This window comes from Ruegeria sp. HKCCSP346 (assembly GCF_017872595.1).
GTDB lineage: Bacteria > Pseudomonadota > Alphaproteobacteria > Rhodobacterales > Rhodobacteraceae > Ruegeria.
In genome coordinates this window covers 202,583-218,919 of record NZ_JAEDOT010000003.1, presented here as the reverse complement: position 1 = coordinate 218,919, position 16,337 = coordinate 202,583, and the positions used below count along the sequence as shown (strand labels likewise).

The following is a 16,337-nucleotide window of genomic DNA, read 5'->3' as shown; positions in this document are numbered from 1 at the left end:
ATATCTAGATATTTGAGGGATTGAACAAATGAGTGACTGGGTCAAATGGCTATTGCTTGGACTTCTGTCCATAGTGTTCGGCATCTTTGTGCTGGGCGCACCGGTCGTGGCATCAATCACCGTGACGGTGGTCACAGGTGTATTGCTGCTGATTTCAGGCGCGTTACAGGTTGTTGGCGGCTTCACCGTTGATGGGGCCGGCAACAAGATACTGTCACTTATCATGGGTGTCGTGATGCTGTTTCTGGGCTGGTCCTTTCTGGATCACCCACTGCAAGGAACGCTGACACTGGCAACTGTCTGCCTGATCCTGTTCATGGCTGGCGGCATTGCCCGCGTGATCCTGTCGTTCCAGATGCGCGGAACGCAATATTTCTGGGCGACGCTGGTCTCGGGCATCATGTCGATTGTACTGGCGATCCTGATCTGGCGCTTTGCCTCAATGGACCCTTCGGTGCTGCTGCAATTGCTGGGCATCCTGCTGGGGATCGAGATGATCTTTAACGGGCTCGGCCTTGTCTTCATGGCGTTCTTCGTCAAGGACGCACCAAAAGAAACGAAACAAGCTTAACGCGGGGCCTGGGCGCGGCCCTCTCCCGCAGGAGTGTGAACATGGATAAGTTTGAAAAAGTCCACGGGGTGGCCGCCCCGATGCCATTGATCAATATCGACACCGATATGATCATTCCCAAAGTGCATTTGAAAACCATCAAACGGTCCGGCCTCGGCGTCGTGCTGTTTGACGAAATGCGTTATCATGATGACGGGCGCGAGAACGAAGAGTTCGTCCTGAACAAACCCGCCTATCGCGAGGCCGAAATTCTGGTCGCCGGAGACAATTTCGGCTGCGGCTCGTCGCGCGAACACGCACCCTGGGCGATCAAGGATTTCGGCATCAAGGTTGTGATCTCGACCAGCTTTGCCGACATCTTCTTCAACAACTGCTTCAAGAACGGCATCCTGCCGATCGTGGTCGAAGAAGAGCATCACGCGATCCTGATGGAAGACGCGCATAAAGGCGAGAATGCCCGCATGACGGTACATCTGGAAGATCAGCAGATCACCACTTCGGATGGTGTCGTGATCGAGTTTGATATTGACCCGCATCGCAAACACTGCCTGCTGAACGGTCTGGACGATATCGGCCTGACGATGGAGAAAGATCACCACATCGACAAGTTTGAGGAACACGCCAGCCAGGCCCGCCCCTGGGTGTAAGGCCCAAGCGATTCTTTGAACACTCAACCTAACGGGGTCGCCAATGTGGCCCCGTTCTCATTCTTGGGGTTGATTTTCGCAAAACCACAACATCTTGGTCTCATATTGAGATACACGTCGGATTTGCGTCGAAAATGATGCAATCCCGCACCAGTTGCGCCATCATTTTGCCCGAAATCACGTGTTTTCTGCACCCTGTCTTGAGCGAAATGCCGCTTATCGTCCATGTTGGCGCTAAAGAGGCATCCGTCAAAAACTCGAGACGATGGGCACAAGTTGGAATGTAAGTCGGCGAAGATCGACTTATCCGGTTTGAAAAAGGGTTCGGATAGTGATTGCGCGCACAACAGGGGCGGCGATACGCGGAATACTTGTGGCACTGATGGTGCTGACACCCGCGTTGTACCTGCCTGTATCATCGACGAACGGGACCGAGATTCTGGTCTTCCTCGCGATTCTCGCGTTCATCCTGACATTCGCCGAGTACAATTCTGCTTTTCCCAGTTTTATTGAATTTCGCGATGCGCCGCCGGTGAACCGTCTGCGGTTTGTCGGGCTGATGTCGATGGTCACCTTTCTGACGCTGGTTTGCAAAAACACCTATGAGCCGACTGAACTGACCGCGTTCGCCTACACCGCAGGTCTGGCCGTCGCGAATGTTGCGGACTTTCCCTATTCTCCGGTTCGGTTGATCGTGCTGATGCTACCCTTGGATGCCGGTCAGCCGTTGATCGAATTGGTTCGGATCGCAGCCAGTGTGGCCTATGTGGCCGCCTTGGTCACCGTCGCCAGCTTTGCCTATGCGGTCAAAGTGCGCGGCTGGCCCACGGGCAATGGCGCCTTCAACGTATGGACCAATCTGCCGTTGTTTGATCCCACCAAGGGCGGCGATGTTGTCACCCGCCTGCAACGTGATGGTCGCCTGAATATCTGCATTGGCGTTCTGCTCCCCTTCCTCATTCCGGCTGTCATCAAGCTCATGAGCAGCGTCGTTGCCCCGATCTCGCTGAGCAATCCGCAAACATTGATCTGGACCATGTGCGCCTGGGCCTTCCTGCCCGCCAGCATGATCATGCGCGGCATGGCGACGCTTCGCATCGCGGGTCTGATCGTGGAAAAGCGCCGCGCCTATTCGACAAACGAGACAACGCAAGCCGCATGATCCGTGCCCTTGCTCTGCTGCTGTTGCCTTTCTCGGCACAGGCAGAGGTTTATCGCATCGCCACCTACAACACTGAACTCAGCAGAAACGGCCCCGGCCTGCTGCTGCGCGACATCCAGCGGGATGATGCGCAGGTTGAAGCCGTTGTCGAGGTCATTGCTGCGGCGCGACCTGATGTCATTGCCCTGCAAGGCATCGACTGGGATCTGGACGGCGCGGCCCTGAGCGCCCTGTCCGAGAAACTGCGCGAGGCGGGCCTGGATTTCCCCTATCACTTTTCCGCCCAACCAAATGCTGGGTTGGAAACGCCGCTGGATCTGGACGGAGATGGCCAAACGCAAGGCCCCGGCGACGCGCAGGGCTGGGGGAAGTTCACCGGCCACGGAGGGGTGGCGGTGTTGTCCCGTTTCGAAATCATGACCGAAGACGTTCAGGATTACACCAATCTGCGGTGGAAAGACCTGCCTGGGGCTGATTTGCCATTCAGGGATGGGCTCCCCTTCCCGTCTGAAGCTGCGCACGACATTCAGCGCCTGTCCTCGACCGTGCATTGGGTGCTTCCGATCGAAACCCCGCAGGGGCGAATTAGCCTGATGACCTTTCACGCTGCCCCACCGGTTTTTGACGGACCCGAGGATCGCAACGGTCTGCGCAACAGGGACGAGATTCGCCTGTGGTCGGTTTTGCTGAATGGCGGCCTGGGGCCAGTTCCTCAAGGCCCCTTCGTGATGGCCGCGGACGCCAATCTCGACCCGACCCGCGGAGAAGGCCACAAGCAGGCCATTCGCGCGCTTTTGGCCGATCCCCATGTGCAGGATCCGATGCCAAAGGACCCATCGGGTTCATCAGCAACGGTCGAATGGAAAGCCACCGGGGAAATGCGCGTTGACTATGTGTTGCCGTCCAGTGATCTGCAAATCTCGGAAACCGGCATTGTCTGGCCCGTGGAAGGTGGCACGCTGTACGACAGTGCCCGACGCGCCAGCAGGCATCGACTGGTCTGGGTTGACATAATCCTACCCTAGAACCTCGCCCCTGTTCCCGGCCGTCGCCGATGAAACGGCACGTTGGGACGAAATGGCGGAACGCAAGGCATCCTCCAGCTTCGTTTCAGAAAACGAGGTCAGCAATTCTTTCATATAACCGCCATCCAATTGATGCGGCACGTGCCAGAGGTACCGCATCTCGATCAAATGAGGGGCCATGCGCCAGAATGGGCGGGCCAACTGCAGAGGCCACCATTTCATACGCCGCACTGTAACCGGCCGGCCGGTGACTTGCGAAAGCGATTGAGCGATCTGCGTCCCGGTCAAAGTGTACCCTTCAAATGGAACATCGCAGAAACGGGGAAGGTCTTGCCGCATCTCAGCCAGCGCGACGGCGGCGCGGGCCAGATCAGGCAGAAAGGCCCAAGCGTGCGGTGCGTCCGGATCACCGGGATAAACGAACTGACCGCGCGAAAGACGCTTGATCATGACCTGATCGAACCAGTTTCCGGATGCATTGGTGTCGATGAAATCCCCGGCGCGCAAAAGGATGGTGCGCACGGTTGACGCGCGATAGGCCTCTTCCATCTCGATCCGAACCCGGCCCAAAGGGTTGGTGGCTCGATGCGGCGTCCCGCCCGACCATGGGCCCGGCGTATTCCCACCAAATACGTAGACATTGCCCGGTACGATCACGGTCGCCCCCGTATCTGAGGCCGCATCTATCACCCGTTTGGTCAGTACCGGCACATCGCGTGCCCAATCGGGATAGGGCGGATTCCATCCGTTCACGATGACGTCCACGCCGCGCGCCGCCTGTGACAGCGAATCAGACCTGCGGTCAAATTCCGTCACATCCCAGCCCGCGCGCCTGAACGCCAGGGCTGCGTTGCGTCCAAAACGACCTGTTGCGCCCAGTACCAGTGCAGATTGTGCCATGTTTGCCTCCTGTCTGAGGTCAATCTACCCATTCACTTCGCGCAAGGAATTGCCGCAATTCGCAGAACGTGTATTCATTTCTGAATGGACAAAGCTCTGACACATGCAGATTGGTCTCTGATTCAATGCTTTCTGGCCGTGGCCGAGACGGGATCGTTGTCCGCCGCCGCACGACATCTCAATCGCAGCCAACCCACTTTGGGGCGGCAGGTCCAAAACCTCGAGGACGAACTGGGTGTCTCTCTTTTCGATCGCCACGCGCGTGGTCTGAAGCTCAGCGAAGCCGGCTTACAGCTTTTGCCGATGGCCCAGCAGATGCACAGCGCCATGACCGCGTTCAGTCTTGCCGCCGCGGGGCAATCGCAACAGCTTGAAGGTTCGGTGCGCATCACCGCATCTGTCTTTGCCTCGCATCACCTGCTGCCACCGATACTGGCGTCCATCCGCAGGCAAGAGCCCACGATCCAGCTTGAACTGGTGGCCACTGACACCACCGAGAATCTGCTTTATCGCGAGGCGGATATCGCCGTGCGGATGTATCGCCCTGCGCAGGTGGATCTCATTTCCCGCTATCTCGGGGATGTGCCGCTGTGTTTTTGTGCGGCAAAGTCCTATCTGGACCGGAAGGGGCGCCCCAAGACACCCGAAGAACTGTTTATGCATGATCTGGTAGGGTTTGACGCGAACCAGGAGATCATCAAAGCCATGCGTGAAAAGGGGTGGCCAGCCAGCCGCGACAGTTTTGCCACCCGCTGTGACCTGCAAAGCGCCTATTGGGAACTGATCCGGGCGGGCTGTGGCATAGGCTTCAGCCAGGTACAGGTTGCCCAAGCCGACCCCGACGTGGAAATCCTGCCGCTGGATGTGGACATCCCGATTCTACCCGTGTGGCTGGCCGCACCTCAGGCCATGCGCCAAACCCCGCGCATCCGCAGGGTCTGGGATTTGTTGGCAGAAGGGCTCAAAGCCGCTCTTTGAGGGTCAAAGCGGGCCGGTATAAGTTCCGCGCGCGGGATAGTTGTTGCCCAGTGTGAATTTCAAACCACCCGCAATATCCGACATGGACGGGCGACCGAAAGGCGTGGTCTGTTGCCATGCATAGTACAGCGTCCGGTCGGGTGCGATGTAGAAATGCCCCGGCTCTGCGAACAGGTCCGGTTCGGCGCTGCCTTCGCGCTTGGTCGAGATGTTAAGGCCCCAATCATCCCGCGCAGCGGACAGGGGAAGGCTGTGGCCCACCCGCAGGCGCGACGCTTTGGCTTTTTCGGCGGCTTCCGCCGCGCGCTCGGCTGTATCGGTGGTGATCATGATAACCTCGACGCCCAGCGCCGCAAAGTCATCCAGCGCCGCTTCGACCTCGGTCATCTGCTTGATGCAGATCGGGCAATGCAGCCCGCGATATTGAATCACCAGCGTCCCGTGTTCGCCCTTGTCCGCGTCAAGATCGAAGCTGCCATGGGCAACAGTTTCGATTTTCAGCGCAGGAACTGGATTTCCAGGTGTCAGCATGTGTTTTCCTTCTGTTTTGGCAGGTTCGTCTCATTGACCCGATGCAACGCAGACGCTAGGCCCTGTGCAACAAAACGCAAGGAGACCCTTCATGTCCAACCCTTCGCTCCTTATCCTGCCCGGAGACGGAATTGGCCCGGAAGTCATGGCCGAAGTGCGCAGAATCATCGATTGGTTCGGCGCCAATCGCGGTCTTCAATTTGACGTGAGCGAGGATCTGGTCGGCGGTGCCGCCTATGATGCCCACGGCAAGCCTCTGTCCGATGAGACGATGGCCAAGGCGCAAGAGGTCGACGCGGTTCTATTGGGCGCTGTCGGCGGCCCAAAATACGACGATCTGGATTTCAGCCTGAAGCCCGAGCGCGGCCTGCTGCGCCTGCGCAAGGAAATGGACTTGTATTCGAACCTGCGCCCGGCCCAGTGCTTTGACGCGCTGGCTGATTTCTCGTCGCTGAAGAAAGACATCGTTGCGGGTCTGGATATCATGATCGTGCGCGAACTGACCTCGGGCGTTTATTTCGGTGAACCACGCGGTATCTTCGAGGAAGGCAATGAACGCGTCGGCATCAACACCCAGCGTTACACCGAATCCGAGATTGAACGCGCCGCGCGTTCGGCCTTTGAACTGGCGATGCGCCGGAACAAAAAGCTGTGCTCGATGGAAAAAGCCAACGTGATGGAATCGGGCATTCTGTGGCGCGAAGTGGTCAACCGCGTTTCCGCTGACTACCCCGAAGTTGAGCTGAACCATATGTACGCCGACAACGGTGCCATGCAGCTGGTGCGCGCGCCGAAACAGTTCGACGTGATCCTGACCGACAACCTGTTCGGTGACATCCTGTCCGACTGCGCCGCGATGCTGACCGGCTCTCTGGGCATGCTGCCGTCGGCGTCGCTGGGCGCGCCGATGGCCAATGGACGCCCCAAAGCAATGTACGAGCCCGTACACGGGTCTGCCCCCGATATCGCGGGTCAGGGCAAAGCCAACCCGATCGCCTGCATCCTCAGCTTTGCGATGGCTCTGCGCTACAGCTTTGATCAGGGCGAGGAAGCGGATCGGCTGGAAGCTGCGATCGAGAAAGTTCTGGCCGACGGCGTTCGCACCGGCGACCTGCTTGCGGATGAGGGCGTTCAGCCCGTCTCGACCAGCGAAATGGGCGACGCCGTTCTGGCGGCCCTCGACGAAAGCCTCTGATCCGACCCAAATTCAATTGCAAAGGCGGTGCCCGGCGCACCGCCTTTTTTTTGGCCGGTCAATTCCCGAAGATATTGTTCAACAGGTTGTTTATAGCCCGGTCCAACCCGGTTTGTTTCTTTCGCCGTTGTTGCTGCGGCTGCGCCGTTTGCACCGGAGGTTCCGGCGCCATCATCGGCAACGGGGTGGGCGTCATCCCCTCGGTCACGCGCAGCATGGTTTCTTTCCAGATCTCGGCCGGTAAGCCACCACCGGTCACGCCGGACAAGGGCGTGTTGTCATCATACCCCATCCAAACCCCGGTCACATAATCCGCCGTGAACCCGATGAACCACGCGTCGCGCGCGGCCTGGGTCGTTCCGGTCTTGCCCGCCACCTGCCAGCCGGGCAATTTGGCCCGCCCGCCGGTCCCTTCAGAGACCACGCGCTCCATCATCCAGGTCAGCTGTTTGGCAGCCTTTTCATTGATGACCCTCTCGCCAATACCGGTCGTCGTGACCATGACGGGTGTTTCGTCGCCCAGCAGCTTCAGTTCGGTCAGCCCATAAGGTTCAACCTGCGACCCGCCATTCAGGATGCCTGCATAAGCCCCGGTCATCTCGATCAACGTGCTTTCCGATGCACCAAGCGCCAGCGCAGGCCCCTGTGCCAGGTCGCTGGCAATCCCGAAGCCGCTGGCAACCGTCCGAACATTGTCCAGGCCGGAAATCTCGGCCACTTTCACCGCCGGTATGTTCAGCGAGTTTTTCAGCGCATCCGCCAAGGTCACCCGCCCATAATACTTGTTGGTGTAGTTCTTGGGGCACCACTGGCCTGACCCCGGAATATCGACGCAATAGGGTTCATCCATCACCGTATCCAGCGGCGAATACCCAAGTTCCAGCGCGGTGGCATAGACGAATGGCTTGAACGATGATCCCGTCTGTCGCAACGCCTGCGTCGCCCGGTTGAACGCGCCAGACACGCGTGTCTTGCGCCCACCAACCATCGCGCGCACCGCACCGTCGGCCGACATCACCACAATGGCCGCCTGCGCCTTTGATCCTTCGCGCACTTTTTCCTGAAAGATGAATTTCAGCGCCTCTTCCGCAGAGGTCTGAATGCGCTGATCCAGGGTGGTCCGGATCACCACATCTTCGGTCGTGTTGCGGGTAAAGAACTCGGGCCCGCTGGCCATAACCCAATCCGCAAAATATCCCCCGGCCCGTGCAGCCGCCGCCTCGGACAGTTGGGCTGGGCGGGCCCGCGCTTCGCTGGCCTGCGCGGCGGTCAGATAGCCCTGATCCTCCATCAGACCGATCACAAGGCGGGCCCGGTCCTGCGACCGTTGCAGATTGTTCGTCGGTGCATAACGTGTGGGCGCAACCAACAGCCCGGCCAACATCGCTGCCTCGGCCGGCGAGACTTCGGCGGCGGACTTGCCAAAGTACCGCTGGCTTGCGGCCTCGAACCCGCGCGCGCCTGCACCAAGGAAAGCCCGGTTCAGGTAGATCGTCAGAACCTCATCCTTGGAGTATTTCACCTCCATCGCCATTGCATAAATGGCCTCTTTGGCCTTGCGCAACAGCGATCCCTGTCGGCAATCGGCTTCATAGGCGGCCTCTGATTCCCATTCAGTCGGATCATAAGGCACGCCCAGACACAGCAATTTGGCCGTTTGCTGCGTTATGGTTGACCCGCCATGCCCGGACAACGGGCCGCGCCCTTCGCTCAGGTTGATGCGAACGGCGCTTGCCACACCGCGCGGGCTCACCCCGAAATGGCGATAGAACCGTTTGTCCTCGGTCGCGATGACGGCGTTTTTCAGATGCGGCGACACCGTATCGGCAGTGATCACCCCGCCAAACTGGTCGCCCCGCCAGGCAAACACTTTGCCGTCGCGGTCCAGCAGCGTGACAGACCCGCGCGCACGGCCGTCCAACAAGGCATCCAAGTCCGGCAACGAGGAATAGACGACACCCACCGCCAGGGCGATCAGGATGGCCACGACCGCTCCGACCCGCCAGGTCAGCCCCCAGACCATGCGCCAGACCCAGCGGAAAAAACGACGCAGGATGCCGCCGCCTTTGCCCCCCGATCTCTTGCGCGTCTTTTTGCGCGCAGTTTTGCGTGTGGTGGTTTTGCGAGCCGTCGCCTTCTTGCCCGCCGGGCGCTTGGATGCCGACGGTTTACGACCCTTTGACGGGTACCTTTTGTCCGCAACCAATTTCGGCTTGCGTCGCTTGGACTCAGTCATGCTCAAACTCTGCCCGGGTTTTCTTTTGCGCCACCATACCCCGGTGATCCGAGTATGTAGAGGTCCGAATTTCCGAAAATTCCCCTCACAACACTGCCCGTTATTTAATCAACGCGACCGAGTTGTGCAAAAAATGTGCAATCTTCTGCCATTTGGCAGCCCTTTGACCCCCAAGAGCCGTTTCATACCGCGATCCGTCGCGCATTTTTCTGCAGGTGCAAACAAACCGGTTCCACCGGAGAACCAGAGGGGAAAGACGTGAAACTGATCATTGCGACAATCAAGCCGTTCAAGCTGGAGGAGGTGCGCGAGGCACTGACCGAGGCCGGCGTGCGCGGCATGATGGTGACCGAGATCAAGGGCTTCGGCTCGCAATCCGGCCACACCGAAATCTATCGGGGGGCCGAATACGCGGTGAATTTCGTGCCCAAGATCAAGCTGGAAATCGTGGTGCCTGCCGCGATGACCGACCAGATCGTCGAGACCATCACCAAAACCGCCAAGACCGGCAAGATCGGCGACGGCAAGATTTTCGTCCTCGATGTCGAGCAGGCCCTGCGCGTGCGGACCGGGGAAACCAACGAAGAGGCGCTGTAAGGCGCCGCGACCGACAATCATTCGAGGACTGAACATGAACCTGATGAAATCCCTCATCCCTGCCGCCGCGATCGTCGCGCTGCCGCAGATGGGCCTGGCGCAGGAGGCCGCCGCAACCGGCGAAACCGCGCAGCATACACAATACATCCTGACCTCGCTGCTGTTCCTGATGGGCGGCTTTCTGGTGTTCTGGATGGCCGCGGGCTTTGCCATGCTCGAGGCCGGTCTGGTGCGCTCCAAGAACGTGGCCATGCAGCTGGTCAAGAATATGGGTCTGTTTTCCTTTGCCGCCATCATGTACTGGCTGGTGGGCTTCAACCTGATGTATCCGGGCGACGGCTGGACGATCACCGGCATTCTGGGCGCGTTCTCGCCAACGTCACTGGAACCGGTTGGTCTGGAAGGTGTCGAAACCGACCTGTCTTATGCATCCGTCGGTTCGGACTTCTTCTTCCAGCTGATGTTCTGCGCCACCACCGCGTCCATTGTATCGGGCACCATGGCCGAGCGCGTCAAACTGTGGCCCTTCTTCTTTTTCGTGATCGTTCTGACAGGCATCATCTACCCGATCGAAGCGTCCTGGCAGTGGGGTGGCGGCTGGTTGTCCGAGATGGGCTTCAGCGACTTCGCCGGCTCGACCCTGGTGCACGCCGCAGGTGGATTCGCAGCTCTGGCCGGTGCCATCGTACTGGGCCCGCGCATCGGTAAATACAACAAGGAAGGCAAAGTTGTGCCGATCCCCGGCTCGAACCTGGCGCTGGCAACCCTGGGGACGTTCATCCTGTGGCTGGGTTGGTTCGGCTTCAACGGCGGCTCGCAGTTGGCCATGGGCACGATCGGTGACATGGCCGATATCAGCCGTATCTTCGCCAACACCAACATGGCCGCCGCCGCCGGCGCCGTTGCCGCCCTGATCCTGACGCAGGTGATGTATGGCAAGGTCGACCTGACCATGGTTCTGAACGGCGCGCTGGCCGGGCTGGTCTCGATCACCGCCGAACCGCTGGCACCGTCGCTGTTTCAGGCGCTGATCATCGGCGGCATCGGTGGCGTGATCGTGGTCTACACCGTGCCGCTGCTGGACAAGATGAAGATTGATGACGTGGTCGGCGCCATCCCGGTTCACCTGATCGCAGGCTTCTGGGGCACCTTCATCGTGGCCTGGACCAACGGTGATGCGTCCTTCGTGACCCAGATCATCGGCTTCGCGGCTATCGGGATCTTCGTCTTCGTAGTCAGCTTCATCCTGTTCTCGATCCTCAAGGCCACCGTCGGCCTGCGGGTTGGCGAGGAAGAAGAGATCAACGGCCTCGACATGGGCGAACTGGGCATGGAAGCCTATCCCGAATTCTCGAAAGGCTGATCCCACTTCCACCCAAACAAAAAAACCCGGGCATTCGTGCCCGGGTTTCTTGTTTGGCAATGCCCGAAAATCAGACGCCGACGTCGACAATCGCCTGCGCAAGGATCGGAACGGTGTTGGCGTTCAGACCGGCGATGTTGAGGCGGCTGTCGCCAACCATGTAGATGCCGTGTTCAACGCGCAGTTTCTCGACCAGTTCAGGGGCCGCACCCAAGCGCGAGAACATGCCGCGGTGCTGGGCGATGAAACCAAAGCGGTCCGAGCCGCTCAGACGCTGGAGTTCGTCGGCCAGTTGGCGACGCAGGCCCAGCATCGACAGGCGCACCTCTTCCAGTTCTGCCACCCAGTCGGCGCGCAGGGCTTCGTCCATCAGGATCGTGGTCACAACACGCGCGCCGTGGTCGGGCGGGAAGGAATAATTCTGGCGGTTCAGGAATGCCAATGTACCCTGGTTCAAAGCGGTCTGCCCGGCATCGGCGCTGATGGCCATCAGCAAACCGGTGCGTTCGCGATACACGCCGAAATTCTTCGAGCATGACGCCGCTATCAGACATTCCTTGACCGAAGACGCGACCAGACGTGTCGCTTGCGCATCCTCTTCCAGGCCGTCGCCGAAGCCTTGATAGGCGATGTCGATCATCGCAACGAGGCCAAGCGCGTTGATCAGGTTCACGACCTCCTGCCATTGAACCATGTTGAGGTTGGCACCGGTCGGGTTGTGGCAGCAACCGTGCAGCAGAACCACGTCACCCGCTTTTGCGGTCTTCAGGTCTTCGATCATGCCATCGAAATCGACGCCACGCGTGTCACCATCGAAATAGCGGTATGGAACCGTCTCGATCCCCAGGTAGTTCAGGATCGACAAGTGGTTCGGCCATGTCGGGTTCGACACGAAGACGCGGGCCGACGGGTTGGCCATACGGATCATCTCGAAGGCCTGACGGCAGGCTCCGGTGCCGCCCGGTGTCGCCACGGCGGCGATATTGCCGCGCTCAACCGAGGTGCCGAGGATCAGCCCGATCATCGCATCCGCATAGGCCGGATCGCCGGCCAGCCCGGTATAGGCTTTGGTTTCCTGCTCTTCCCAGACGCGCTGCTCGGCCGCTTTGACGGCGCGCATGACCGGGGTGATGCCTTCCGCGTTTTTGTAGACGCCGACGCCCAGGTCGATCTTCTGATCACGCGGGTCTTCGCGATACATCTGCATCAGCGCCAGGATCTTGTCGGCAGGCTGCGGTTTCAGGTTCTCGAACATCAGGTCTCTCCGGTTGCGACGGGCAGGGTCGGGAAGGCGCCCCATTCAGCCCATGAGCCGTCATAAAGCGAGTGGTCTTTCTTGCCCATGCGTTCAAGCGCAAGGCTGAGGATCGCGGCGGTCACGCCAGACCCGCACGAGGTGATCGCCGGTTTCGACAGATCGACGCCCGCGGCCTCGAATATGGCGCGGCACTCTTCCGGCGACTTCATGGTACCATTGGCGTTCAGCAACTGGCCAAAGGGGACATTGCGTGAACCCGGAATATGCCCCGAGCGCAGACCCTCGCGCGGTTCGGCCTCGGCCCCGGAAAACCGGCTGGCAGAGCGGGCGTCGATGATCTCATGATCACCCAGCTTGGCGGCGGCGGAAACTTGCGTGACGTCCCGGACAAGCTGATTTTGCACCCGGACGGTCATATGACGATCACGGATGACCGGCGGCAGGTCTTCGACCTCGCGCCCTTCCGCCTGCCATTTGGGGAATCCACCATCCAGAACCGCGATGTTTTCCTGCCCCATAAGACGGAACAGCCACCAGACGCGCGCAGCCGACATCAGCCCAGCGCCATCGTAAACCACGACCTGATGACCGTCGCCCACACCCATCGCGCGCAGGCGCGACATGAATTTCTCGACCGGAGGCGCCATATGCGGCAAGTCGGAACGGCGATCTGATATCTCGTCTATGTCAAAGAACCGCGCCCCGGGGATGTGGCCTGCGTCATATTCCGCCCGTGCATCACGATTTTGCGCGGGCAAGTACCACGACCCGTCCAGAATCCGCAGATCCGGATCCTTTATATGCGCGGCCAGCCATTCGGTGGATACGAGGGTTTTTGGATCGTCCTGCATCAAAGCCTCCCCTAAGCGCGCTTGATTTTTCCCTATACCCGGCGGCATAGGGGTTCAAGGCTGGATAGCGCTCACTTGGCGCTGCGCAGGCGGAAATGTTGGATAATCCCAATGAGGCTGATCAGAATCCAGAACCCCTCGATCAACATTGATGCGAGATTGAAATTCTGGAGCAGGGAATAGACGATCAGCACCGAGCCCAGCAGGTTGATCACCGGAAAGGCCAGATCATCCGAGTTCATCATCCGCATCTGTGTTGCGAAATACGCGGCGACCACGATTAGAGCCCCGAAAGAGCCGATGGCGTCGACGATGGTCAGGCTGTCGAAAAATGCGGTCATGAATGGGCCTTGCCGTTCTCTACAAATTCGGTGTGTTGGGCGTAATGATGCATGTTCAGAAAGGCCGCCCCCTCGGGGCCGGCGCGATACCCGTGCGGAAGATCGGCCGCGAAACGCAACCCCTGCCCGGCCTGTAAGGAAACCCACTCGTCTCCGCGCAGGATCTCAAGCGTGCCGTTCAGAACAAAGACCTCCTCGGTCACGCCTGTCGCGTGGGCGGGCGACTCGTGGCTTTGGTTCAGCTTGAGGTTGACGTGGAATGTCTCGGCCCCCAGAGCGGGATCGAATGGAAAGACGATCTTGACCTCGATCGTGCCGGGGAAAGTTACGGTCTGAAAAACCGAAGGGTCCCCGTTCATCGTATCGATCAGCGCGCTGAGCGGCAGTTGAAACCCCTTGGCAATTTTCCACAGCGTTGCGATGGTTGGGCTGGATTCACCGCGCTCGATCTGCCCCAGCATGGCTTTGCTCACGCCAGTCATCTCGGCCACTTTCGACAGGCTCAGGCCCGATGCCGCACGCACGTCTCGCAGTTTCAGCGTTATATCGTCAGAGTCCATCTCATCGTCCCGCGAATCCTCTTGTGCGTTATAGCGCACATGTGGTACGTGCGCTATAACGTACGAACCCCAAGACATGCAACCCGAGGCAAAAGGGAAACAGCATCATGCCATTGTACCGATCCAGAACCTCAACCCATGGCCGCAACATGGCTGGCGCACGCGGCCTTTGGCGCGCCACCGGCATGGGAGACGATGATTTTGGCAAACCGATCATTGCCATCGTCAACTCGTTCACCCAATTCGTCCCGGGCCACGTGCATCTGAAGGATCTGGGCCAGATGGTTGCGCGCGAGGTCGAGGCTGCAGGCGGTGTGGCCAAAGAATTCAACACGATCGCGGTGGATGACGGCATCGCAATGGGCCATGACGGGATGCTGTATTCGCTGCCCTCGCGCGAAGTGATCGCAGATTCGGTCGAATACATGGTCAACGCCCATTGCGCCGATGCGATGGTCTGCATTTCGAATTGCGACAAGATCACCCCCGGCATGCTGATGGCCGCGATGCGCCTGAACATCCCTGCCATATTTGTCTCGGGCGGGCCGATGGAAGCCGGCAAGATCGATATCGCCGATCTGGAGGCCAAGAAAATCGACCTCGTCGACGCCATGGTCGCCGCGGCGGACGACAAATTCACCGACGAACAGGTTCAACACATCGAAGAGAATGCCTGCCCGACCTGCGGCTCCTGTTCTGGCATGTTCACTGCGAACTCGATGAACTGCCTGGCCGAAGCATTGGGCCTGGCCCTGCCGGGCAACGGCTCGACACTGGCGACACATGCCGACCGCAAAGAGCTGTTCCTTGAGGCAGGCCGCCGCATCGTCGAGATCACCAAGCGCCATTATGATCTGGATGAAAAAGGTTTTCTCCCACGCGAGATTGCCACCTTCGAAGCATTCGAAAACGCCATGAGCCTCGACATCGCCATGGGCGGGTCCACCAATACGGTGCTTCATCTGTTGGCCATCGCGCATGAGGGTGGCGTTGATTTCACCATGTCCGACATGGACCGCCTGAGCCGCCGCGTTCCCTGCCTGTGCAAAGTCGCGCCCAACACCGAAAATGTGCACATGGAAGACGTCCACCGCGCCGGAGGTATCTTCTCGATCCTCGGAGAGCTCAGCCGCGCAGGCCTGCTGCACGAGGAATGCAACACGGTACATTCGGCCACAATGGGTGAAGCGATCGCCAACTGGGACATCAAGGTCGCCAACAATCCAAAGGCGCAGGAGCTGTTCAAGGCCGCCCCCGGTGGTGTGCGCACCACACAGGCGTTCAGCCAGTCCAACCGGTACAAGGAACTGGACACCGACCGCGAAGGCGGCGTGATCCGCTCGAAAGAACACGCGTTCAGCCAGGATGGTGGTCTGGCCGTTCTGTTCGGCAATATCGCTCGCGACGGCTGTATCGTGAAAACTGCTGGCGTGGACGCCAATATCCTGAAATTCACCGGCTCGGCCTACGTGTGCGAAAGTCAGGATCAGGCGGTCAACGACATTCTTACGGGCAAGGTGAAAGAAGGCGATGTGGTCGTCATCCGCTATGAAGGCCCGCGCGGTGGCCCGGGGATGCAGGAAATGCTGTATCCGACGTCATATCTGAAGTCCAAAGGGCTTGGCAAAGCCTGCGCGTTGCTGACCGATGGTCGCTTCTCGGGCGGCACATCAGGCCTGTCGATCGGCCACGTCTCACCCGAAGCGGCCGAAGGCGGTGAGATCGGTCTGGTTCAGAATGGCGACACGATCGAGATCGACATCCCAAACCGCACCATTCATCTGGCAGTTTCGGATGAAGAGCTGGCCGCCCGCCGCACTGAACAGAACGCAAAGGGGTGGGAGCCCGCCGCGCCGCGCAAACGTAAAGTGTCCACCGCGCTCAAGGCCTATGCCAAGCTGACGACCAGCGCAGCAAAAGGGGCTGTTCGCCAAGTCTAAGCACATACGCGACCGGCTTGCCGAGGCGGCGAGCCGGGTAATCAACCGTCCTCAAGAGCTCCCGCGCCCGATCCGTACCATCGGCTTCGCCGATGCCACGTTCGACCTTGGGCCCGGCGCCGCGCAGCGCGCGGCGCCGGGCCCAACCGGAGGAGATGTTTCGCAAGAAATATCGACGACGG

General features: G+C 59.6%; 16 protein-coding genes. 9 read left to right on the top strand and 7 right to left on the bottom strand.

What is annotated here, in order from left to right:
• The first annotated feature begins 28 nt into the window (after positions 1-28).
• The 4 genes from I9185_RS12220 (at position 29) to I9185_RS12205 (ending at position 3,405) form a co-directional block, all read left to right on the top strand.
• A complete protein-coding gene (locus I9185_RS12220) occupies positions 29-571 on the top strand; it encodes a DUF308 domain-containing protein (RefSeq protein ID WP_210093194.1) in 543 nt (180 codons plus the stop codon).
• Positions 572-612: 41 nt separating this feature from the next.
• Positions 613-1,218: a 3-isopropylmalate dehydratase small subunit gene (gene leuD, locus I9185_RS12215; RefSeq protein WP_171635578.1), complete on the top strand. Its 606-nt coding sequence runs from the start codon at positions 613-615 to the stop codon at positions 1,216-1,218.
• Between the two features lie 331 nt (positions 1,219-1,549).
• Positions 1,550-2,380 (top strand): hypothetical protein, encoded by an 831-nt coding sequence (locus tag I9185_RS12210; protein WP_171635576.1) that lies wholly within the window; start codon positions 1,550-1,552, stop codon positions 2,378-2,380.
• Positions 2,377-3,405: an endonuclease/exonuclease/phosphatase family protein gene (locus I9185_RS12205; RefSeq protein WP_210093193.1), complete on the top strand. Its 1,029-nt coding sequence runs from the start codon at positions 2,377-2,379 to the stop codon at positions 3,403-3,405. The genes I9185_RS12210 and I9185_RS12205 overlap by 4 nt, the downstream gene beginning before the upstream one ends.
• Here I9185_RS12205 and I9185_RS12200 read toward each other — a convergent pair.
• Entirely contained in the window at positions 3,397-4,305 is a 909-nt protein-coding gene (locus tag I9185_RS12200) for a sugar nucleotide-binding protein (protein WP_210093192.1), read from the bottom strand. The genes I9185_RS12205 and I9185_RS12200 overlap by 9 nt on opposite strands.
• An 84-nt stretch (positions 4,306-4,389) precedes the next feature.
• Between I9185_RS12200 and I9185_RS12195 the strand changes: the two genes are divergently transcribed.
• A complete protein-coding gene (locus tag I9185_RS12195; RefSeq protein ID WP_210093191.1) occupies positions 4,390-5,283 on the top strand; it encodes a LysR family transcriptional regulator in 894 nt (297 codons plus the stop codon).
• Positions 5,284-5,286: 3 nt separating this feature from the next.
• On the opposite strand, the gene I9185_RS12190 is transcribed toward I9185_RS12195, so the two are convergent.
• Positions 5,287-5,814, bottom strand: coding sequence for a redoxin domain-containing protein (locus tag I9185_RS12190; protein ID WP_210093190.1), 528 nt, complete (start codon positions 5,812-5,814; stop codon positions 5,287-5,289).
• Positions 5,815-5,905: 91 nt separating this feature from the next.
• Here I9185_RS12190 and leuB point away from each other — a divergent pair, with 91 nt between their 5' ends.
• Positions 5,906-7,009, top strand: coding sequence for a 3-isopropylmalate dehydrogenase (gene leuB / locus I9185_RS12185; RefSeq protein WP_210093189.1), 1,104 nt, complete (start codon positions 5,906-5,908; stop codon positions 7,007-7,009).
• Positions 7,010-7,067: 58 nt separating this feature from the next.
• On the opposite strand, the gene I9185_RS12180 is transcribed toward leuB, so the two are convergent.
• Complete coding sequence (locus I9185_RS12180) at positions 7,068-9,245, bottom strand: PBP1A family penicillin-binding protein (RefSeq protein ID WP_171724088.1); 2,178 nt, start codon at positions 9,243-9,245, stop codon at positions 7,068-7,070.
• Between the two features lie 258 nt (positions 9,246-9,503).
• On the opposite strand from I9185_RS12180, the gene I9185_RS12175 reads away from it, so the two are divergent.
• Positions 9,504-9,842 carry a P-II family nitrogen regulator gene (locus I9185_RS12175; RefSeq protein ID WP_152459713.1) on the top strand — a complete coding sequence of 113 codons (339 nt, stop codon included), beginning with the start codon at positions 9,504-9,506 and terminating at the stop codon, positions 9,840-9,842.
• Between the two features lie 34 nt (positions 9,843-9,876).
• Positions 9,877-11,205, top strand: coding sequence for an ammonium transporter (locus tag I9185_RS12170; RefSeq protein WP_171724087.1), 1,329 nt, complete (start codon positions 9,877-9,879; stop codon positions 11,203-11,205).
• A 70-nt stretch (positions 11,206-11,275) separates the two neighbouring features.
• On the opposite strand, the gene I9185_RS12165 is transcribed toward I9185_RS12170, so the two are convergent.
• The 4 genes from I9185_RS12165 to I9185_RS12150 all read right to left on the bottom strand — a co-directional run bounded on the left by I9185_RS12165 (position 11,276) and on the right by I9185_RS12150 (position 14,215).
• Positions 11,276-12,460, bottom strand: coding sequence for an amino acid aminotransferase (locus tag I9185_RS12165; RefSeq protein WP_210093188.1), 1,185 nt, complete (start codon positions 12,458-12,460; stop codon positions 11,276-11,278).
• Positions 12,460-13,314: a 3-mercaptopyruvate sulfurtransferase gene (gene sseA, locus I9185_RS12160; RefSeq protein WP_210093187.1), complete on the bottom strand. Its 855-nt coding sequence runs from the start codon at positions 13,312-13,314 to the stop codon at positions 12,460-12,462. The genes I9185_RS12165 and sseA overlap by 1 nt, the downstream gene beginning before the upstream one ends.
• A 71-nt stretch (positions 13,315-13,385) precedes the next feature.
• The gene (locus I9185_RS12155) at positions 13,386-13,655 is read right to left on the bottom strand and encodes a hypothetical protein (RefSeq protein ID WP_152459709.1); all 270 of its coding nucleotides are present in this window, start codon (positions 13,653-13,655) and stop codon (positions 13,386-13,388) included.
• Positions 13,652-14,215 carry an XRE family transcriptional regulator gene (locus I9185_RS12150; protein ID WP_210093186.1) on the bottom strand — a complete coding sequence of 188 codons (564 nt, stop codon included), beginning with the start codon at positions 14,213-14,215 and terminating at the stop codon, positions 13,652-13,654. The genes I9185_RS12155 and I9185_RS12150 overlap by 4 nt, the downstream gene beginning before the upstream one ends.
• 107 nt (positions 14,216-14,322) lie before the next feature.
• Here I9185_RS12150 and ilvD point away from each other — a divergent pair, with 107 nt between their 5' ends.
• Positions 14,323-16,155 (top strand): dihydroxy-acid dehydratase, encoded by a 1,833-nt coding sequence (ilvD, locus tag I9185_RS12145; RefSeq protein WP_171635553.1) that lies wholly within the window; start codon positions 14,323-14,325, stop codon positions 16,153-16,155.
• The last annotated feature ends 182 nt before the right edge of the window (positions 16,156-16,337 follow it).